This window comes from Novosphingobium sp. (assembly GCF_049240505.1).
GTDB lineage: Bacteria > Pseudomonadota > Alphaproteobacteria > Sphingomonadales > Sphingomonadaceae > Novosphingobium.
In genome coordinates, this window is sequence record NZ_JBMLSM010000060.1 from 1 (window position 1) to 17,797 (window position 17,797).

Below are 17,797 nucleotides of genomic sequence, written 5' to 3' on the forward strand. Positions count from 1 at the left end.
ACAACTTTACGCTGAGCTGAGCGACACGATCAACGTGCGCCTCTCTGCCGATTATTCCACCCAGAAAGGGACCGGTTCGGGCAACAACATCGATGGCGTGTATCGCTTCACGCCATTCTCGCCGACTGCAACGATCGCCAATCGCACATTCGTTCCCGCGCCGGATAATGTGTCTGCGCCGTTCACCGGGTTGCATACGCCTGCCACGCTGGACTTCATCAAGAACAACGCCTCGGCCGGGCCCCTGTTCTCGCCGATGGTGGATTACGCCTATCCTTATCGGAACGACAAATTCTTCAACACCAGCGCGGAAATCAACGTCGATCTTGGTGCTGCCAAGCTGGTGGTGATCCCGGCCTTCCGCCGTGCCGATGTCGACGACCAGTTCAATGGCCCTCCGTTCAAGGCTGCGATCCAGAACGATCTGGCCAAGCAGTACAGCCTTGAAGCCCGCCTTTCCGGCGCGATCGGCAATCTCGATTGGCTGCTCGGCGGCTACCTGTTCGATGAAAAGGTAAGCGGCCAGAACGCGTTCAACCAGTTCGCCACCGCCAACTTCAACGCCTATGAGAGCCAGATCAAATCCAAGGCGGTTTTCTCACGCCTGACGTATAACGTCACGGATGCGTTCCGTCTGGTTGGCGGCATCCGCTACACCCACGAAAATCGTGAGATCGATGGCAAAATCGATACCGTGACGGCGATATGTCGCCGTGTGCCCAACCAGTGCCCGCAGGTGCCAAACATCCCCGCCGCTCTTACCCTTGCTGAGTCAGTGGCGCAGCTCGACCCGGCTCTGTTTCCTGCTGCAAAGCCGTTCGGCGGGACGACCGTCGCCACAACCTACCCCTACGGACCGTTTGTGAACGGCGCACCGGGCGCGCTTTATTCGATTATTCCGCGCACTGTTTCCGGGAAAGCCTCGGACGGCGAAGTCACCTACCGCCTTGCTGCCGAGTATGATCTGACACCGAACAACCTGCTTTATGCCAGCTACGAAACCGGCTTCCGCGCAGGCGGCTTCAACCTTGCCATCGGGCGGGAGACATACAAGCCCGAATATATCAAGGCCTGGACCATCGGTTCGAAAAACACCTTCTTCGACAACCGCCTCCAGCTCAATCTGGAAGCGTTCTACTGGAAGTACAAGGACCAGCAGCTTGGCGCGCTGGGCGTAGATGGCGAAGGGCGGAACTCTTTCGTCGTGCAGAACCTTGGTGCTTCGCGCATCAAGGGCGTGGAACTGGACATGAAGGCGCTGGCGACGCCCACGACCCGTCTGCGCGCCAATATCCAGTATCTCGATGCCATCTACACCGACTTCAAGTACAATCAGGTCGATACTTCGCAGCCGACCGATCCACTGAACTTCCAGACTCCGCTGACGGGCTGCTCGTTCCAGCAGGTGACCACGCCTACCCGCTCGTTCAACGTCGATTGCTCGGGCAAGCGTGCGCTGTTCTCGCCCAAGTGGACCTTGAACTTCGGCATCGACCAGACAGTAGAGGTTGGCGAAGTGGATCTGGTTGGATCATTTGGCGCACGTTATCGCACCGATCGTGAACTGGGCTTCAATTACCTGCCCACCGGTCACAGCGGTGATGACTGGACGCTCGACGCTTCGCTGTCGATCGAACCGGAACATTTCCCCGCCACGATCCTGCTGTTCGTTCGCAACTTCACCAACGAAACGCTGCGATCAACTTATCAGGCAGGGGCCGGAAACGTCACCTCGTTTACACTCGAAGCCCCGCGGACATATGGCGTCAGAGTGGGTTACAAGTTCTGACCAATATAGAGGCCCCATGTCAACATGGGGCCTTTTCCTTTATGGATATAAACTGAAGTAAGCCAATTACTTAAATGGCGAGATCTACTTAGTGCCAAAGGGACATTTCCCCGTTGCAGTTCCGAATCCAATGGCAATCCTCTGACTCTAGCCAAATTATTCCCGTGGCAGCCTTCAGCCTGAGCAGACAATTAAATACCTGCTGCTGAACGACCAGTTCTGCGAGCGCGAGGGCGAGGGCCTTCGCATTTTCTTGCCTTCCCAGACCTCAGTCCGTTTTTAGCTTTCCTACATTTTACCATATGGGTTAAATGCAGCGGATGGTTGATCGACAGGTTAAGGATGAGCGGAGCAATCCGCAGGTGCCCGTTCGGCAGGCTTGGGGCGAGCGAGACATTGGGGATATACCTGGGGCGCCGCCTCCTGCCCCCTCCACCACCCCCTACGAGGGCGGTCCCCCTCCCTCCCCGCCTTCGCGGGAACAGGCTGGGGAGGGATTGGATAAGCGGACTTCTCGGGTTCGGCGGGTGGATTTGGTGGAGGATGCGGCGCTCGACTTTGTGCCGTTTGTGCATGTGGCGCCTCGGCGCAATTCGATCACGCCGGAGAAGCAGCGGCGGTTTATTGCCACGCTGGCGGCGACGGGGATTGTCTCTCAGGCGGCGCTCTCCATCGGGGCTTCGGTGGAGGCGCTGTACAAGCTTCGGCATCGCAGCGGGGCGGAAGGCTTTGCGGCGGCTTGGGATGCGGCGGTGGAGCGGGGGTATTCGCGGCTGGAGGATTGCGCGCTGGAGCGGGCGATTGCGGGGGAAGTGCGGCCGGTCGTCTCGCGCGGGAAAGTGGTGGCGACGTGGACGCATCATAATACGGGGCTGCTGATGTTCCTGCTGCGCGGGCGGCGTCCTGAAAAGTATGGTGCGGTGAAGCTGGCGGATTTGCGCGAGGGGCATCCGGTTTATGAGGCGCTGAAAGCCAAGTGGGCGGCGGAGCGGGAGGCTGAGGACATGGCGCGGACCGAGGAGGTGCGCGAATCGCTGCACGCGCGGTTGCTGGCTATGCGGGATGAAGTTCTGGCGAGCCGGGCGCTGGGGCAGGCTCAGGCCCTTCCGCAGGTTCAGGATGATGCTTCGACAGGCTCAGCATGAGCGGGTTGGGATTATAAAGGGGGCGTTACCAAGGGGAGCGTTTCAGGAGGGGCGTTACAAGGTCCGCTCGTGCTGAGCTTGTCGAAGCACAATGCTCAGGGTGAGCGGGTTGCGTTTCAGGCGTCAGGGATGTGGATGGATGTGGGGGTGGCGAGGCGCAGGGCGTCGGCGATTTCTATGACGTCGGCCACGGTGCGGGCCTCATCAGGTGTGAGGCCTTCGAAGCCGGGGAAGAAGGCGCGGCAGGCCTGGATGAGATTGGCGGGGGAGCGTTCCAGCTCTGACCGGTACTGGTCGAGCGTGTGGCAGCCATCGATATTGCACCACTGGACGCCGCCGGGACCGGGCCTTTCGTGATAAGCCCATAGCGCGAGGACGGCCCGCTCCACTGCAATGCGGGCTTGCTCCACCACGTTGGCACCAGCGGCCTTGGCCCTGAGGCGCTGGCGATAGCGGCGCTGACGTTCGGCGTTGGAGAGCGGCATGGGTGGGGCTTACGCCTTTGCTGGCGTTGGGGAAATTCCGTTACGTTACCTACGGGGTGTTAACGAAGGCGGTTGTTTTTGGGGGTTGGGGCTTGGGGGAACATGCCCTCCCCCGGCCCCTCCGCCGGCCCCTCCCGTAGACAGGAGGGGGGATTTTGGGCGCGCGGCTGCTGGTGCAGCGCGCGGCGCTTTTTTGATCTGCGTCAATGCGGGATTGTATGTGTTGCATACAAATGGCCCTCGCTGAGCCTTTTGGGAGGGCGATTTGATGTCATTTGATCCTGTGAGCGACGATAATGAGCGCAGGCGCGCGATTCCGCTGTTCGATGGCGGGTTGGCGACGCGCGGCTTTGCGCTGAACGCCATGTGCTTTTCCTTCAACGAGAAGGCCAATCGCGAGGCCTTTCTGGCCGACGAGGACGCCTATTGCGCGAAGTTCGGCCTGAGCGCGGAGCAGCGCGATGCGGTGGCGCGGCGCGATGTGCTGGCGATGCTCGATGCGGGGGGCAACGTCTATTACCTCGCCAAGCTGGCGGGGATCTTCGGCCTTGGCGTGCAGGACCTGGGCGCGCTGCAGACGGGCATGTCGGTCGACGAATTCAAGGCGATGCTGGTGCGCTGGGCGGATGAGATTCCCGTAAGCGCGCGCGTGAAGGAGAACGTGTGATGGCGAAGATCATCGGGGGCTATTTCACCAGCCACGTGCCGGGCATCGGCGGCGCGATCATGCGCGGGGATCAGGAGACGCCCTACTGGAAGCCGTTCTTCGCAGGCTATCCGCCGATCCAGCAGTGGCTGGCCGAGGCGAAGCCCGATGTGGCGGTGGTGTTTTCCAACGATCACGGGCTGAACTTCTTCCTCGACACGATGCCGACCTTTGCGGTGGGGGCCGCGCCGCAGTATGACAATGCGGACGAAGGCTGGGGGCTGCCGGTCTACAAGAGCTTTGCGGGGCATCCGGCGCTTTCGTGGCACGTGATCGATGCGCTGGTGCGCGACGAGTTCGATATCACCACCTGCCAGAAGATGCTGGTGGACCATGCGGTGTCGATCCCGTTCGAGCTGGTCTATCCGGGCGTGGAAAGCTGGCCGATCAAGCTGGTGCCGATCTCGATCAACACGGTGCAATATCCCCTCCCCAGCCCGAAGCGCTGCCTGGCGCTGGGGCGTGCGGTGCACCGGGCGCTGATGAACTGGGGCGGCGACGAGCGCGTGCTGATCTGCGGCACGGGCGGGCTTTCTCACCAGCTGGACGGGCCGCGGGCGGGGTTCATGAACCCGGACTACGATATGTTCTGTCTGGATAACCTCGCCGCCAATCCCGATGCGCTGACCGGGCATTCGGCCGAGCAGGTGGCCGAGCTGGCGGGGACGCAAGGGGTGGAGATTCTCAACTGGATCGCCGCGCGCGGGGCGATGGGCGATGTGGCGATGACCGAGGTGAGCCGGAACTACCACATCCCGATCAGCAATACGGCAGCGGCGAGCGTGCTGCTGGAACCTGCCTAACGGCGTTTCTTGCGGGGTTTGGGCTTGGGCTTCGGCGTAGCAGGCTGAAGCTTGGGCCATTCCGCAACGATGGCTGCGCGCACGATCTGGCGGCCTTGGAGGGTGCGCTTTTCGGGGTGTTCGTCGAGATAGCGGACGACGACATCCCGGACCTGCCCTGCGCTGGTATCGAGCGGTGTCCTGGGCGGGCGATCAAGATCGCGGAAGCCATCGAGCACGCCCATGACGTAAGAAACGCACATTGCGCGGTCGACCGGGGCGGAGGCAGTGCAGGTTTCGTGGAGTTGCTGCCCGCTCATCCATTCGGCGTGGGCGGGCGTGGCGGCGAGGAGGAGAAGCGCGAAAGGCAGGTGGCGGGCGATCATGGCATGGCTAACGCCCGACCCCGCCAGCTTGATCCCTCACCCATCCTGTTCATTAACGGCCATCAGGGCAAGTTCGGTGCGATTATCGATACCAAGCTTCTGGTAGATGGTGTGGAGATACACCTTCACCGTGCCTTCACCGATGCCGAGTTCCGCCCCGATATCGCGATTGCGCATCCCGCGCGCGACGAGCGAGGTGATCTTGCGTTCGCGCGGGTTCAGCTTTGACAGCGGTCCCTGCACGCTGGGCCTGAGCGAAAGATCGAGCGCGCGCTGGAGAAAATCGGGTCCGATCGCCTTTTCGCCAGCATGGACCTTTTCGAGCACTTCGATCAACCCGTCTTCGGCACCGTCCTTCGAGACGATGCCCTCAACGCCTGCGCGCATGACGGAGATCAGTTGACGATCATTGATTCCGGCGGTCAGCAGAACCACAGGTCGCATATCGCCGCGTTCACGCAAGGCTTCGAGCGCCTGTACACCGTTCATGCCGGGCATGTTGATATCGAGCAGCACGATTGCCGGATCGTGCGTCTTGATCGCATCGAGCGTTTCCTCGCCGCTGGCAGTGGCCGCGACGATGGAGAACCGCGTGCCACGCAAGACCGCTTCGACACCGGCGCGGATGAAGCCGTGATCATCGGCGACGAGGACGGGGATCATGCGATTTCTCCTGATTTCAGGGTGATTTCCAGATGAGCACCCCGCTCTGTCTCGCGTAGGTGGAACTGTCCGCCCAGAGCGTCAACCCGCTCGCTGATCGAACGCGGCCTTCGGGCAGCCGCAAATTCGGAAAAGCCTATGCCATCGTCACGGATATCGAGCTGCAACTGCCCGTCTTCCTGCGCGATGCCGACCACCACCTTGCGGCATTTGCCGTGGCGGGCCGCGTTGGCAATCGCCTCGCGTACCAGCTGACGGATTTCGTGGCTGAGTTGCACCGAAACAGGCAAGGGCTCCGGCGGTTGCGCCAATTCCGTAGCGATATCCCAATGCATCCCAGCCTCGCGCAGCAGGGCACGCAGTTCGTCGCCGATTTCGACGCGGCGTTCACCTTCCTGTCCGCGCCGCAGCCGTTCGATGAGAAGGCGAAGCTGCGTTTGTTCGCGGCGCAAAGCGTTCTTGATCGAATCTATCTCTCCATCGGCGTCGTTACCCTCGCGGACCCATCGCCGCAGCGCTTCCAGCCGGAACAGTGTTCCGGCAAGGAACTGGGCGACGCTATCGTGAAGATCACGGGCCACCGCCTGGCGAACCCCTGTTTCAACCTCGACCCGTGCCAGACGAGACATTTCTTCGCGATCAAGCGCGTGGCCGATCTCTTCCCCAAAGGCAGACAGCAATCTGATGTCATCGAAGCAAAGGCTTTCGACATTCCACACGATGATCTGCCCCGAACCGGCGGCGCAACTGACCGGCACGGCGATCCCTTCATCGATATCGAACTGGCGTGCCAGCGAAGGGCACGCACCGCCAGCCGAAGGACCGACCCTTGCGATGAGAACGCCATCGTCATCGGTTTCGGCCAATTCACGCTGCTTGCTGCAACTGAACAGCGCCGTGCGATGCAGATCGAGCAGTTCGTCGGCAACGTCTTCAGGATCGAGCCTGCGCGAAGTCAGGCCTTCAGGGCCGATCTGGCGGACTTCGATCCACGGCTCTTCACTGCCGGCAAAGGCAAAAATCGCACTACGTGCGGTCAGGAGTGATGTGACGAAGGCCAAGGCGCGATCGAACACGACCTCTCGCCGCTCCCCCGGAATGCCGGGCGGTTCGGGCATGGAAATGACGCGCCCGGACCCACGCGACATGCTGAGCCACACCAGCATGGCAGACAGCAGAATCACATAGACTATGCGGCGGAAAAACCGGAAAAGATCAATATCGACGCCGATGCGGTAGAGAACCAGACCGAACATCATATTGGCAATCAGCAACGCGCCCGCAGTGATCGCGGTTGCCCGCCAGTTCCACCGGACCATCGCTGCGATCAACAGAAAGGCCGCGAGCCCCAAGAACGGACTTTGAAATTCCGTGAAGTGGCTTTCCGTCAAGTAGACGGCGCCGAGGAACACGATGATATCAACACCCTGAGCGATGGGCGCAAGGCGATAGTCGAACCACCAGCTGCGCCAGGCCATGACCATCAGCGCTGCAGCCCATGACAAATAGGCGCTCAACGCAAGCAGGCTGATGCCTTGGGTGCGTGACGGTTCATGCCGTTCGAGCCAGAGTACAAGCAGGAAGGAAAGCGCCAGCAAGGCACGACCGGTCGCCACGACCCGCCCGGCATTGTGTCTTCTTGTCTTCCGGTTCAAGCGCTTTCCCCGATTCGGCTCCTATCTGCCGATGTCGCAAGCGCTTTCTGCCGCAATACGAGACTTCTGAATAGCGGCTGGCTGGCTTTCAGGCTGCTATGACGTCATGAAAAGTGCCACGTTGAAACAGAATGGCCCAAGATGACACCGGTTAACGAAAGTGCCATTGGAAATTCAGGGTTTCTCGGGCATCATGCAAGCGTTGTTCATTTACCCTTTGAACCGGGTAAAGACTGCCTAGGGTGCACTAAAATTATGACAGTGGTCGGTGAGCTGTTTGAAAACCCACTGGTAGAGCTGACCGCCAAGCAGCGGGACGTGCTCGACCTGTTGATTCAGCACAAGACATCCAAAGAGATTTCGCGAATCCTCGGAATCTCGCCGCATACCGTGGATCAGCGCATCATGTTTGCGCGATCCAAGCTGGGTGTGGGCACGCGCGGAGAAGTGGCGCAGGCCTACAGGCGGCTGGTGGAGACATACGAACAACCCGTATATGAACATTCCCATGTAGGATTCCCCCCACTTCCTGGTGCATCAGCACTGCAGGAAGACACGGAGAGCGATCAATCTCCGGCACGGGTTCCGCTTCGCACGCTGCCATCGCTGGAAGCGTTCGGGATCGAAAGCGGAAAACGTGCCGAACCCCGACCAGAGCTTTTTGCGACGGATGGGGGAGATGAAATCGCCTACCACCGCGTTCTTCCGGAGATGTTCGATGGGCCGAACGGCACCCTCATGCGGCTGGGTTATATTGGCGGTTTGACGGTGTTCATGATCCTGATCGTGCTGGGAGGGTTGAGCATGTTCGCGCAGCTTTCCACCATACTCGATCGCTGATCGACCTGAACAGGTCGATCAGGCGCAGGATCTTTCATGCTCAGGTCCGAGGCATGACCGTGAAGGTCGGCCGAAGGAGCTGATTGGCAGCCCCGGAAAGCATCTCCGTCCATGAACCGGATGACCGGCGCGGGGGCGCCGCCATCCTTTGCCACAGGGGCCTGTCGCGTCGCAAGATCGGCAGGTGGGAGCTACCATGAAGACCATCAACGCCAACTTCGCCAAGACCGCTGCCGCTGCGGGCAGCACTTCCAACGCCGTAACCGTGCATGGCCTGCGCATTACCCGCGACCTGCATGAAGCCGAAGCCGCGCTGGATGAAGCGCTGATCCGCCAGGCAAACCTGCTGGCCACAATGGTGCGCGCACGCCGCGAAGCCTCTGTCGGCCCGTTCACTGGGCAGGAAGCGCTGCTGCGTCTGGCTGCCAGCCAGAAGGCGATGCTGGATGCCAGCGGCGAACTGGCCCGCGTTCACGGCAAGCTGGCCGATGTAGGCCGCGAACTGGGTTCGGGCTATGCCGACGATTGCCCGCCGGCCGGTTCTGCCGGTGATGCCGGCCAGACTTTCGCACTGGTTCGCGCCGCCTGAACTGCGACCGATCGATGCGATACACTGCAACCGGTGCGCCATGATGGAACTGATCTGGTCCTACCGGATTTTGAGCGCCGCCGTTCTGTTTCTGGCCTTTCACAAGGGAGAAGAACCGGAACGGCTGGTGGCTGGAATCCTGCTCACCGCGACAATTGCCGATTTCGTGAACCATGCCCTGTTTGGCGATCCGGCGTTCTTCGCGCTGAATCCCGGACATCTGGTAATCGATAGCTGGACGCTGATCGCCCTCCTTTGGGTCGCGCTACGGGCGAACCGTGGCTGGCCCATGTGGGCCTGTGCAGCCCAACTCATCCTGATGGTTGCCCACGCGGCCAAGCTGACCGAACTTTCGCTGGTGCGGTTTGGTTACTTCGCGATGACGCAACTGCCGGTGATCATACAGACCGTGGCCCTTCTTACGGGGACCATCGCACACATTCGTCGGACGGAGCGGCTTGGCCGTTATCACGCCTGGCGCCTGACCTGAGCTGATGACCATATGAACTGCTGAATTCAGGTCTTTGGCCTGAAACATTGCCGCCCGGCTTCATGCTGGACCTTGGGGAAGGTCAATGAAGCCAATCCACCACCGCCGAAATGTTCGGCAGGCGCCTGCGCGTCTGCGAACCGACATACGCACGTCCTTTATTGTGGGGAGCACTCCAATGACCGTCCGTTCCATGCGTGCCACGATCACCAGCATCGATCCGTCAACCAGCAGCCGTCGCAGCCATGCGCGGCTTGTAGAACCCGCGATCGTGCCGGAACTGCTCGATGCAGAAACGATCCGCCGCCACACCGCGATCGCACGCGAAACCTATGCGATACGCCGCCGCCGTCATAAGGCGCTGCCGGCTGACCTGTTTGGTGAGCCGACCTGGGACATCCTGCTCGATCTCTATGTCGCCGCGCGTGAGGATCGGCGTGTGCCCACGACAAGCGCCTGCATCGGGGCACATGTTCCGCCCACCACGGCGCTACGCTGGTTGCGCATTCTTGAGGCACGCGGGCTGGTCGAGCGCGAGGACGATGGCCGCGATGGCCGCGATGGCCGCCGCACGTTTGTCCGCCTTAGTGATCAGGGACTGGCTGCGATGGACAAGACGCTGGAAGTGCTCGGCCAGTCGGTCAGCGCGCTCAGCGACAGTTTTGCATCGTCGCAACGCACAATTTAAGGTTAATTTCCTCACCAGTTCACAATGCCGGGAACGCGATTTGCGTTGGAAGGTATTGTGCTGGAATAGTTTACGAGTTCCCCGGAAGGCCGGGCGGAATTGCACCCCCCGCCCGGCTGACCGAGGTTGACAAGGACAAGATTCCTTGCAGATATGATTACAATTGTTCGCACATTCCGTTTGTTCAGAGTAACTTATCGCTTATACAGTCCAAAGCGGACATAACTAAAATATCATTTAGATCCGCGCATTTGGGGGCGCAGTGACAGGTCGAGACGGGCAATCGAACACAAGGTTCCTGCAATTGCTGGTTGAGCGTGACCGCTCGCCATTGGAGTCTATTGTCTGGATCGCAGGGCTGCTGATCGTTCCTGTTGCCCTCCGTGCGTTCTTTGACCGAGGCGAAATGGGCCTCCCGTTTCTTACATTCTGGCCAAGTCTGGTATTCGCATCGCTGACCCTTCGGTTGCGCTATGCTGCAATATTCGCGCTGCTGGCGGCGATGGTTTCACAGCGGCTATTTGGCGGGGGTGCATGGTTCCGGGACGTGAATACGGCGCGGGTCGTCTTTTTCGGCCTTTTTGCCATGTCAGCAGCGATGATCGTGACGGCTGGCACGCTGCTGCGCCGATCGGTGCGGGCGCTGGCATTGGTGAACCAGCAGCAGGCGCACTACAATCGCGAATTGCGCCATCGCGTGCGCAACATGCTCACGCTGATTCAGGCGCTCGCCTCACGCGGGCCGAAAGCGGCGTCGCCGATGGACTTCTTCAAGGAATTCAGCCAGCGGATCGAGGGTCTCGCCGCAGCGAGCGACCTGTTGCAGATCGGCGCGGAGGCAGAGGGGCGGTTACCACAGCTTGCCCAACAGACGTTGGCCCCCTTCGACCGCAATGGCCGCATCCAGATTTCGGGCGAGCCTTGCATGTTGCCTGGCGCAAGTTGCATTCCGCTGATCATGGCCCTGCACGAGCTATGTACCAACGCGGTCAAGCATGGAGCCTTGTCGAACGAACGCGGGCGCGTGAGCCTGACGTGGTTCATCGGCCCGGACGGAACGACGCTTTATGTGCTGTGGGCTGAAAAGGACGGACCGCCCGTCTCCACGCCGGCACGCGAAGGGCTGGGCACGCGGCTGCTGATGCCGCAACCGGGGCTGGAAGGCGTCGACCTGAACTTTGATCCGACGGGCGTGTGGTGCGAATTCAAGATCGAGGGCGCGGGTCCTCTTCCCGCATAAGCCTCTTCCCGTCTAGAAACCGGCTTCGATGGCCACGCGAATGGCGTCTGCGCTGGTCTTTACGTCCAGCCCCTTGAGCACGGCGGAGCGGTGCATCTTGACCGTGCGTTCGCTGAGAGACAGTTCGTAGGCAATCTGCTTGTTGAGCTTCCCGGCAGCCATGAGGACGAGGATCTCCTTCTGGCGGCGGCTCAGGCGTTCGACGCGGGCGGCGGCATCGTTGCGGCGGGCGTCGTTGGCCTGCCCCTGATCTTCCGTAATTTCGACCTGACTGCCGAGGAAATATTCGAGTTCACCGGCGGCATCGAAAATCGGCGCGACCATCACCGCGTTGCGGAAGCGGGTGCCGTCCTTCTTGTAGTTGACGATCTCCACCATGACCGGCTGCTTGCGGAAGATGCCATCGCGCAGGATGCGGGCCTTGTCGTCCTCGGTCCCGGAGCCGCGCAGGAAGCGGCAGTTGCGGCCAATGATCTCGTCACGTGGGTAGCCGGTAAGGTCGACGAAGGCATCGTTGCACGCGATGATCGGATTGTCCGGCAGGCGCGGATTGCTGATGACGGCGGCCGTCGGACTGGAGGCGATCATCTCGGATATGGACATGCGGCATATATACGCACGTCGCAGGCGGTTTCCAATCCGTGCCCTTTGGTCCGTGTTGTTCGGAGCAGGAGCGGGGCGCAACGGGTCGGAACCTACTTCAAGCCGGACACGATGATGAAATTGCATGTTGCCATTGTTGGCGCAGGGATGGCCGGTCTTTCGTGCGCCGCGCAGCTTGTTCGCGCAGGGCACAAGGTTTCGCTGTTCGACAAGGGGCGCGGACCCGGCGGACGGATGTCAACGCGGCGCATGGCCACGCCGCTGGGAGAGGCGCAGTTCGATCATGGCGCGCAGTATTTTACCGTGCGTGATCCGGCGTTCATGGCGCAAGTTGCGTGCTGGTCGGCCAGCGGCGTGGCCGCGCCCTGGCCCGCGGCAGGCACCGGGGCGTGGGTTGGCGTGCCGACAATGAACGCGGTTATCAAGGACATGGCCGATCAGCACGACGTGACCTTCGGCAGGCATGTGCGCGGGCTGGTGCGGCGCGGTGGCGCGTGGCATCTTGCGGGCGAAACCGCCGGAGGGGCGCTTGCCGAAGTCGGGCCATTCGACGCGGTGGTCATTGCGATTCCCCCGGAACAGACCGCAGCAATCGTGGCGCTGCATGACCTTTCGCTGGCATCGACCGCGCTGGCGGCCCGTTCGCAACCGTGCTGGACGGGCATGTTCGCCTTTGCAGAACGGCTGGCCTGCACCACGGATGCCGTGCGCGAAGCGGGCTTGATCGGCTGGGCGGCGCGCAACAGCGCCAAGCCGGGGCGGCACGGCCCGGAAACGTGGGTGGTGCAGGCCAGCCCGTGTTGGTCCAGCCAGCATATCGATAACGATGCCGCAGCGGTTGCCGATGTGTTGCTGGAGGCACTCACCGATGCGCTGGGCATTGATCTGCCAGCGCCGATGATCGTGGCGGCGCATCGCTGGCGCTATGCCATGTCGACCGGCAGCGATCTTGGCGCATTGTGGAGCGATACATCGAAGATCGGCATCTGCGGCGACTGGCTGCTTGGCCCGCGCGTGGAGAATGCGTGGATTTCGGGGCGTACACTGGCCACGCAGATGATGGCGCAGGCGCAGCGCGAAGTTGCCTGAAGCTCTCGACAGCGGTTCAACTGTGCGCTTAAAACGGCGGTCATGAGCGCTTCAGACGAGGCTCCGATCAGGGGCGGATTCGAAATGGTGGCCGAGGGGCCTTGGGCCGGCTGGTGGAAATGGTCGGGCAAAGACCCGTTCGAGGACGGTACCGGCCCGTTTTTCGTGAAACGCGATGAGCGCGGCATCGTTACGGGCTTTCGCCCGGAAACCAAGAACCTGAACGGTCATGGCATCGTGCACGGCGGATCGCTGATGACCTTCGCCGACTTTTCGCTGTTCATGGTCGCGGCATCAGGCGGCGATGAAGTGCACGGTGTAACCGTGACGATGAACTGCGAGTTCGTGAGCGGCGCACAGGCCAGTGACCTGTTGACCGCACGCGGCGAATGCGTGCGCGCAGGCGGCAGTCTGGTCTTCGCACGCGGCACCATCCTGCGCGTGGGCGCGGATGGGCGCGAGGAAGCGGTGCTGAGCTTTTCAGGAACGATCAAGCGCGCGAAGCGGACTTCCCATTGAGAGCTACTTCGAGCACCGTTCCATTTCTTCGCAAACCATTGCCTTGATCGGTTCCAAACCCGCCGCTGCCTGCCAAACCAGATGGGCATCCACGCCAAAATAATCGTGACTTGCGAAATTGCGGAAGGTCGCCATTTCTCGCCACGGCAAGTGAGGATGACGATCTTTGACCTCGGGCGGCAGTTTCTTGCTGGTTTCGCCGATCATGGCGAGACGATACGTCAGGGCATCGTAAGCTTCGTCATTCGCCAAGAGGTCTTCGAAGGTTCTACCCTGCACCGATCTTTCTGCCCGCGCGATCAACAGCGCCAGATCGTCCAGCGTATCGTGCAGCCCTGCCATCAGAAAATCCGAACCATCTCGCCCTCGATACGCGAACGCAGACGCGGGCGCAGACCGATGCGAGACACCAGATCAACTTTGGCGCCCAGTCCGTCTGACAGTTCCAGCATGGCTCCGGCCTGATCGAACAGGCTGAACTTCCGCAACGGATCGTATTCATAAAGCAGATCAAGATCCGAAGCTTCCCCAGCCTCGTCCCGCGCCGTCGATCCGAACAGATAAAGCGCGTTGATGCCCCGTGCGCGCAGACGGCATTCAAACGGCTTCAATCGAGCAATCGCTTCGGTCCTGTTCATGGCGACAGTATGCACCAGCGGGATTTGAGAGGCAATTCGCCAACCGCTGCGACCATTGCCTAAGCCGCCTCGGCAATTTCGCGCATTTGCTGGCGTAGCCATGTCAGGCCTGCATCGTCGGCGCGGGATTGGTGGAACTGGATCATTTCGAGCATCGTCGGAAATTCGAAAGGCATGGGTGCCGTGGCGAGGTTGAAGCGGCGGGCGATCTGGCGGACCAGGCGTTCGTGAAGGACCGCAAGGCGCCGGGTGCCTTCGATGAACCACGGGGCTGAAGCGAAGCTGGACACGGTGACTTCAACCAGCCGTTCACGCCCCATGCGCGCAAGGGTGGAATCGGCAAAGCCCGGTGTCCGGTTTGCCCCGAAGGCAACGGTAACGTGCCCTGCGGCGTAGAAATCGTCCTCTGTCAGGCCGTGCGCGAAAATCGGGTTTTCGGCCCATCCTACGACCACCTGTTCTTCGACGAACAGGAGTTCGTGCGGATGCCCCGCCGCCAGAAAGGGTTCGGGCGTTACCAGCAGGTCTGCCTTGCCGGATTCGAGATCGGCGGCGGAATGTTCGTTGGGCTGGACGATTTCCACGCGAACGCCGGGGGCCGTGCGGGCGAAGCGTTCGATCAGGGGGACCAGCACGGCGACCATGATGTAATCCGAACCGATGATGCGGAAACGGCGCGTCGAGGTGGCCGGATCGAACGCGGTGGGCGTGGTGATGGCCCGTTCCACCCCGCGCAGCGCCTGCTGGATTTGCGGATAGAGGCCTTCGGCGAAAGGCGTGGGGTGCATCCGCTTGCCCACGGCGACGACGATATCGTCATGAAAGTAATCGCGCAGACGGCGCAGGGCAGCACTGGTGGCAGGCTGGGTCAACCCGATGCGTTCTGCCGCTCGGGTGACGCTGCGGGTTTCCATCAGCGCTTCGAAGACCACCAGCAGGTTGAGATCGAGGCCTTTGAAACGCATGGAAATTTGCTCCGATCAATCAGAGTGTGATTGATTTTGGGGATAGAGCAGAACTTTGGTGAATTGTGAAGGTTGGCTTGAGCGGAACAAGCTAACCGTGCCACCAAACTCTTCGTCATCCTGAACTTGGTTCAGGATCCATTTTGCCGATCAGCCCGCCGCTCTTGCGGAGAAATGGACCCTGAGACAAGCTCAGGGTGACGACGTGGGAGAAAGCAAGCTGAGGGCCGAATTTTAGACGCCCTCAACAATTCAGAATCACGGCCCTTCCTTCCACTTGCCCTGTTCCTGCCGCCAGTAGCGGCGTTCCACGCCTGCGCGGGTGCCGAGCATTCGCCAGCAGCCGCGTGCGTCGTCAATCCTTGCGGGCGGGAAGAGCAGGAAGACGCGCTCGAAACTGCCTTCGCGCCATATGCCGTCGGCCAACGCGAGGAACTTTGCCCCGTTAGCGGGTTCGGGTTCGGCGGAAAGCAGGATGGGCTGGCGCGCGGCGTGGGGTTCGCTGACGTGGCCATTCGCGAGGAAGGTTTCGGGCAGGCGCGTCCACAGCGCTTCGCTGACGCGCTGCAGTTGGCTTGCGTCTTCGGAGACGACCAGCAGGCGTTCGCCCGCCGCGAGCGTGTTGCGGGCGATCAGGGGCAGCACCTGTTCGGCGGGGTCATTGGTCAACTGGTAGAAATCGACGCGCATCAGGCGACTTTTCCCTTCCCGCTCCGGCAGCGGTCGGAACAGAACTTCACGTTGTCCCAATCCCGCTCCCACTTCTTGCGCCATGTGAACGGCAGCCCGCAGGCGGCGCAAGTCTTGCTGGGTAGGTCAGACTTGCGCCGCATCTTGGGCATTAGCGACCAGCCTTCGTCATTGCGAGGAAGCGAAGCTGACGAAGCAATCCAGAGTCACGGGCGAACCGCTCTGGATTGCTTCACCCTGCTGCGCAGGGCTCGCAATGACGAAAACATGGCTCATCAGGCCTCAAGCACCGTGCGGACGTACTGGTCGAGCAGGCGCACGCCATAGCCGGTTGCGCCCTTGTCCCAAGTCTGGCCGGGCTTGTCGGCCCAGACCATGCCCGCGATGTCGAGGTGCGCCCAGGCCACGCCCTTGTCGATATAGCGCTGCAGGAACTGCGCGGCGGTGATCGACCCGCCATAGCGGGGGCCGACGTTCTTCATGTCGGCAATCGGGCTGTCGATCAGCTTGTCGTAAGCGGGGCCGAGCGGGAAGCGCCACAGGCGATCACCGCTGGTCTTTCCGGCGGTATCGAGCTTGGCGGCCAGCGCATCGTCATTGGTGAACATGCCGCCATATTCGTTGCCGAGCGAGATGATGATCGCGCCGGTGAGCGTGGCGAGATCGATGACCGTCGCGGGCGCATAGGTTTTCTGCACCCATGTGAGTGCATCGCACAGCACGAGGCGGCCTTCGGCGTCGGTGTTGATGACTTCGACCGTCTGGCCCGACATGGAGGTGACGACATCGCCGGGGCGCTGGGCGTTGCCATCGGGCATGTTTTCAACAAGGCCGCAGACGCCGATCACATCAGCCTTGGCCTTGCGCTTTGCCAGCGCGAGCATGGTGCCTGCAACTGCGCCTGCGCCGCCCATGTCCCACTTCATGTCTTCCATGCCAGCGGCAGGCTTGATCGAGATACCGCCGGTATCGAACGTCACGCCCTTGCCTACGAAGGCGGTGGGCTTGTCCGCATCTGCGCCCTTCCAGCGCATGGCGAGCAACTTGGGCTCGCGCACCGACCCTTGCGCCACGCCGAGCAGCGCGCCCATGCCGAGGTCAGTCATTTCCTTGAGGCCGAGGACGAGAATTTCGACGCCGGTGCCTTCGAGGCGGGCCTTGGCACGTTTCACGAAGCTTTCAGGGTAGATCACGTTCGCGGGTTCGGCGACCAGTTCGCGGGTAAATTCGATGCCTTCGGCCAGAGCCGATTCGATTTCCCACGCTGCTGCGGTGCCTTCAGGGGCGTTCACGGCAACGATTTCGGCCAGCGAAGGCTTCTGTTCATCCGTCAGCTTGGTACGATAAACATCGTGCCGCCAGCCGCGCAGACGCGCGCCGAACAGGACCGAGGCGGCTTGTGCGCCGGAAAGATCCGAACCGGTGAAATCGATGGCAAGCGCGGACTCGCCCGACGTGAGATACTTTGCGGTGAGCGCGGCGCCTGCCTTTTCGAGATTGGCGGCGCGGTCATCAGCGTCGGCCTTGCCGATTCCGGCCAGTGCGAGGCGTTTTACGCCGCCTTCACCCGCGACGAAGGCTTCGAAGGTCTGGCCAGCCTTGCCGGAAAAGCGCGCCGCGCCCGCGCCTTCGCGCACGACCGCATCGAGATCGGACGGCAGTGCATCTTGCGCCACGAGGCGGGCGACAAGGCGTGGCATGGGAGCATCAGCTGTGCGGAAAACGACCTTCATCGGGAACTCCTGAACGGATTGCACGTCACGCTTCGGCGCAAGCAGGGCGGGAAGCGGAAATTGTGGAATTGCAGTTAGGGTGCACTGGTGCGATAGGCAAGC

At 61.5% G+C, this 17,797-nt stretch carries 22 protein-coding genes; 11 read left to right on the forward strand and 11 right to left on the reverse strand.

Annotated elements, in window-relative coordinates; translation table 11 throughout:
- A partial coding sequence (locus tag ACOVQ0_RS05045) for a TonB-dependent receptor domain-containing protein (protein ID WP_421880952.1) occupies nt 1-1,789 on the forward strand: 1,789 nt, incomplete at its 5' end.
- 527 nt (nt 1,790-2,316) lie between these two features.
- Entirely contained in the window at nt 2,317-2,934 is a 618-nt protein-coding gene (locus tag ACOVQ0_RS05050; RefSeq protein WP_421880956.1) for a hypothetical protein, read from the forward strand.
- Between the two features lie 116 nt (nt 2,935-3,050).
- On the opposite strand, the gene ACOVQ0_RS05055 is transcribed toward ACOVQ0_RS05050, so the two are convergent.
- Nucleotides 3,051-3,419 (reverse strand): hypothetical protein, encoded by a 369-nt coding sequence (locus ACOVQ0_RS05055; RefSeq protein ID WP_421880959.1) that lies wholly within the window; start codon nt 3,417-3,419, stop codon nt 3,051-3,053.
- Nucleotides 3,420-3,687: 268 nt separating this feature from the next.
- On the opposite strand from ACOVQ0_RS05055, the gene ACOVQ0_RS05060 reads away from it, so the two are divergent.
- Both ACOVQ0_RS05060 and ACOVQ0_RS05065 read left to right on the forward strand, forming a co-directional pair.
- A complete protein-coding gene (locus tag ACOVQ0_RS05060; RefSeq protein ID WP_421880963.1) occupies nt 3,688-4,086 on the forward strand; it encodes a protocatechuate 4,5-dioxygenase subunit alpha in 399 nt (132 codons plus the stop codon).
- Nucleotides 4,086-4,928, forward strand: coding sequence for a class III extradiol dioxygenase family protein (locus tag ACOVQ0_RS05065; RefSeq protein ID WP_421880966.1), 843 nt, complete (start codon nt 4,086-4,088; stop codon nt 4,926-4,928). Before ACOVQ0_RS05060 ends, ACOVQ0_RS05065 begins: the two co-directional genes overlap by 1 nt.
- Here the strand turns inward: ACOVQ0_RS05065 and ACOVQ0_RS05070 are convergent.
- Genes ACOVQ0_RS05070 through ACOVQ0_RS05080 form a run of 3 tightly spaced genes read right to left on the reverse strand, consistent with a single transcriptional unit; the run spans nt 4,925 to nt 7,572 of the window.
- Nucleotides 4,925-5,293, reverse strand: coding sequence for a Rap1a/Tai family immunity protein (locus ACOVQ0_RS05070; protein WP_421880970.1), 369 nt, complete (start codon nt 5,291-5,293; stop codon nt 4,925-4,927). The genes ACOVQ0_RS05065 and ACOVQ0_RS05070 overlap by 4 nt on opposite strands.
- Before the next feature lie 36 nt (nt 5,294-5,329).
- The gene (locus ACOVQ0_RS05075; RefSeq protein ID WP_421880973.1) at nt 5,330-5,956 is read right to left on the reverse strand and encodes a response regulator; all 627 of its coding nucleotides are present in this window, start codon (nt 5,954-5,956) and stop codon (nt 5,330-5,332) included.
- The gene (locus tag ACOVQ0_RS05080) at nt 5,953-7,572 is read right to left on the reverse strand and encodes a sensor histidine kinase (RefSeq protein WP_421880976.1); all 1,620 of its coding nucleotides are present in this window, start codon (nt 7,570-7,572) and stop codon (nt 5,953-5,955) included. Before ACOVQ0_RS05080 ends, ACOVQ0_RS05075 begins: the two co-directional genes overlap by 4 nt.
- 180 nt (nt 7,573-7,752) lie before the next feature.
- Between ACOVQ0_RS05080 and ACOVQ0_RS05085 the strand changes: the two genes are divergently transcribed.
- From ACOVQ0_RS05085 to ACOVQ0_RS05105, 5 genes are all read left to right on the forward strand, one after another.
- A complete protein-coding gene (locus tag ACOVQ0_RS05085; protein WP_421880979.1) occupies nt 7,753-8,451 on the forward strand; it encodes a helix-turn-helix transcriptional regulator in 699 nt (232 codons plus the stop codon).
- A 196-nt stretch (nt 8,452-8,647) separates the two neighbouring features.
- Entirely contained in the window at nt 8,648-9,040 is a 393-nt protein-coding gene (locus ACOVQ0_RS05090) for a hypothetical protein (protein WP_421880982.1), read from the forward strand.
- Nucleotides 9,003-9,530 (forward strand): hypothetical protein, encoded by a 528-nt coding sequence (locus ACOVQ0_RS05095; RefSeq protein WP_421880985.1) that lies wholly within the window; start codon nt 9,003-9,005, stop codon nt 9,528-9,530. The genes ACOVQ0_RS05090 and ACOVQ0_RS05095 overlap by 38 nt, the downstream gene beginning before the upstream one ends.
- Before the next feature lie 178 nt (nt 9,531-9,708).
- Nucleotides 9,709-10,218 carry a MarR family transcriptional regulator gene (locus ACOVQ0_RS05100; RefSeq protein ID WP_421880988.1) on the forward strand — a complete coding sequence of 170 codons (510 nt, stop codon included), beginning with the start codon at nt 9,709-9,711 and terminating at the stop codon, nt 10,216-10,218.
- Between the two features lie 406 nt (nt 10,219-10,624).
- Nucleotides 10,625-11,458, forward strand: a complete 834-nt coding sequence (locus ACOVQ0_RS05105; protein WP_421880991.1) for a sensor histidine kinase — start codon at nt 10,625-10,627, stop codon at nt 11,456-11,458.
- 12 nt (nt 11,459-11,470) lie between these two features.
- Here ACOVQ0_RS05105 and ACOVQ0_RS05110 read toward each other — a convergent pair whose 3' ends face one another.
- Nucleotides 11,471-12,061: a PAS domain-containing protein gene (locus ACOVQ0_RS05110; protein ID WP_421880994.1), complete on the reverse strand. Its 591-nt coding sequence runs from the start codon at nt 12,059-12,061 to the stop codon at nt 11,471-11,473.
- A 111-nt stretch (nt 12,062-12,172) separates the two neighbouring features.
- On the opposite strand from ACOVQ0_RS05110, the gene ACOVQ0_RS05115 reads away from it, so the two are divergent.
- The gene (locus ACOVQ0_RS05115) at nt 12,173-13,150 is read left to right on the forward strand and encodes an NAD(P)/FAD-dependent oxidoreductase (protein WP_421880996.1); all 978 of its coding nucleotides are present in this window, start codon (nt 12,173-12,175) and stop codon (nt 13,148-13,150) included.
- A gap of 42 nt (nt 13,151-13,192) precedes the next feature.
- Nucleotides 13,193-13,669 carry a PaaI family thioesterase gene (locus ACOVQ0_RS05120; RefSeq protein ID WP_421880999.1) on the forward strand — a complete coding sequence of 159 codons (477 nt, stop codon included), beginning with the start codon at nt 13,193-13,195 and terminating at the stop codon, nt 13,667-13,669.
- 3 nt (nt 13,670-13,672) lie between these two features.
- Here ACOVQ0_RS05120 and ACOVQ0_RS05125 read toward each other — a convergent pair whose 3' ends face one another.
- The 6 genes from ACOVQ0_RS05125 to ACOVQ0_RS05150 all read right to left on the reverse strand — a co-directional run bounded on the left by ACOVQ0_RS05125 (nt 13,673) and on the right by ACOVQ0_RS05150 (nt 17,695).
- A complete protein-coding gene (locus tag ACOVQ0_RS05125) occupies nt 13,673-14,011 on the reverse strand; it encodes a DUF86 domain-containing protein (RefSeq protein WP_421881002.1) in 339 nt (112 codons plus the stop codon).
- Complete coding sequence (locus tag ACOVQ0_RS05130) at nt 14,011-14,307, reverse strand: nucleotidyltransferase family protein (RefSeq protein WP_421881005.1); 297 nt, start codon at nt 14,305-14,307, stop codon at nt 14,011-14,013. The genes ACOVQ0_RS05125 and ACOVQ0_RS05130 overlap by 1 nt, the downstream gene beginning before the upstream one ends.
- Before the next feature lie 59 nt (nt 14,308-14,366).
- Nucleotides 14,367-15,272 carry a LysR family transcriptional regulator gene (locus ACOVQ0_RS05135; protein WP_421881008.1) on the reverse strand — a complete coding sequence of 302 codons (906 nt, stop codon included), beginning with the start codon at nt 15,270-15,272 and terminating at the stop codon, nt 14,367-14,369.
- Between the two features lie 258 nt (nt 15,273-15,530).
- A complete protein-coding gene (locus tag ACOVQ0_RS05140; protein WP_421881011.1) occupies nt 15,531-15,962 on the reverse strand; it encodes a DNA polymerase III subunit chi in 432 nt (143 codons plus the stop codon).
- A complete protein-coding gene (locus tag ACOVQ0_RS05145; RefSeq protein ID WP_421881014.1) occupies nt 15,962-16,114 on the reverse strand; it encodes a DUF2256 domain-containing protein in 153 nt (50 codons plus the stop codon). Before ACOVQ0_RS05145 ends, ACOVQ0_RS05140 begins: the two co-directional genes overlap by 1 nt.
- 123 nt (nt 16,115-16,237) lie before the next feature.
- Nucleotides 16,238-17,695, reverse strand: a complete 1,458-nt coding sequence (locus ACOVQ0_RS05150) for a leucyl aminopeptidase (RefSeq protein ID WP_421881017.1) — start codon at nt 17,693-17,695, stop codon at nt 16,238-16,240.
- Between the last annotated feature and the right edge of the window lie 102 nt (nt 17,696-17,797).

Excerpts from the sequence above, each read along its gene's own strand:
- ACOVQ0_RS05055 (WP_421880959.1), bottom strand. The coding sequence starts at position 3,419 with ATGCCGCTCTCCAACGCCGAACGTCAGCGCCGCTATCGCCAGCGCCTC.
- ACOVQ0_RS05060 (WP_421880963.1), top strand. The coding sequence starts at position 3,688 with ATGTCATTTGATCCTGTGAGCGACGATAATGAGCGCAGGCGCGCGATT.
- ACOVQ0_RS05065 (WP_421880966.1), top strand. The coding sequence starts at position 4,086 with ATGGCGAAGATCATCGGGGGCTATTTCACCAGCCACGTGCCGGGCATC.
- ACOVQ0_RS05070 (WP_421880970.1), bottom strand. The coding sequence starts at position 5,293 with ATGATCGCCCGCCACCTGCCTTTCGCGCTTCTCCTCCTCGCCGCCACG.
- ACOVQ0_RS05075 (WP_421880973.1), bottom strand. The coding sequence starts at position 5,956 with ATGATCCCCGTCCTCGTCGCCGATGATCACGGCTTCATCCGCGCCGGT.
- ACOVQ0_RS05085 (WP_421880979.1), top strand. The coding sequence starts at position 7,753 with ATGACACCGGTTAACGAAAGTGCCATTGGAAATTCAGGGTTTCTCGGG.
- ACOVQ0_RS05090 (WP_421880982.1), top strand. The coding sequence starts at position 8,648 with ATGAAGACCATCAACGCCAACTTCGCCAAGACCGCTGCCGCTGCGGGC.
- ACOVQ0_RS05095 (WP_421880985.1), top strand. The coding sequence starts at position 9,003 with ATGCCGGCCAGACTTTCGCACTGGTTCGCGCCGCCTGAACTGCGACCG.
- ACOVQ0_RS05100 (WP_421880988.1), top strand. The coding sequence starts at position 9,709 with ATGACCGTCCGTTCCATGCGTGCCACGATCACCAGCATCGATCCGTCA.
- ACOVQ0_RS05105 (WP_421880991.1), top strand. The coding sequence starts at position 10,625 with ATGGGCCTCCCGTTTCTTACATTCTGGCCAAGTCTGGTATTCGCATCG.
- ACOVQ0_RS05110 (WP_421880994.1), bottom strand. The coding sequence starts at position 12,061 with ATGTCCATATCCGAGATGATCGCCTCCAGTCCGACGGCCGCCGTCATC.
- ACOVQ0_RS05115 (WP_421880996.1), top strand. The coding sequence starts at position 12,173 with ATGATGAAATTGCATGTTGCCATTGTTGGCGCAGGGATGGCCGGTCTT.
- ACOVQ0_RS05120 (WP_421880999.1), top strand. The coding sequence starts at position 13,193 with ATGAGCGCTTCAGACGAGGCTCCGATCAGGGGCGGATTCGAAATGGTG.
- ACOVQ0_RS05125 (WP_421881002.1), bottom strand. The coding sequence starts at position 14,011 with ATGGCAGGGCTGCACGATACGCTGGACGATCTGGCGCTGTTGATCGCG.
- ACOVQ0_RS05130 (WP_421881005.1), bottom strand. The coding sequence starts at position 14,307 with ATGAACAGGACCGAAGCGATTGCTCGATTGAAGCCGTTTGAATGCCGT.
- ACOVQ0_RS05135 (WP_421881008.1), bottom strand. The coding sequence starts at position 15,272 with ATGCGTTTCAAAGGCCTCGATCTCAACCTGCTGGTGGTCTTCGAAGCG.
- ACOVQ0_RS05140 (WP_421881011.1), bottom strand. The coding sequence starts at position 15,962 with ATGCGCGTCGATTTCTACCAGTTGACCAATGACCCCGCCGAACAGGTG.
- ACOVQ0_RS05145 (WP_421881014.1), bottom strand. The coding sequence starts at position 16,114 with ATGCCCAAGATGCGGCGCAAGTCTGACCTACCCAGCAAGACTTGCGCC.
- ACOVQ0_RS05150 (WP_421881017.1), bottom strand. The coding sequence starts at position 17,695 with ATGAAGGTCGTTTTCCGCACAGCTGATGCTCCCATGCCACGCCTTGTC.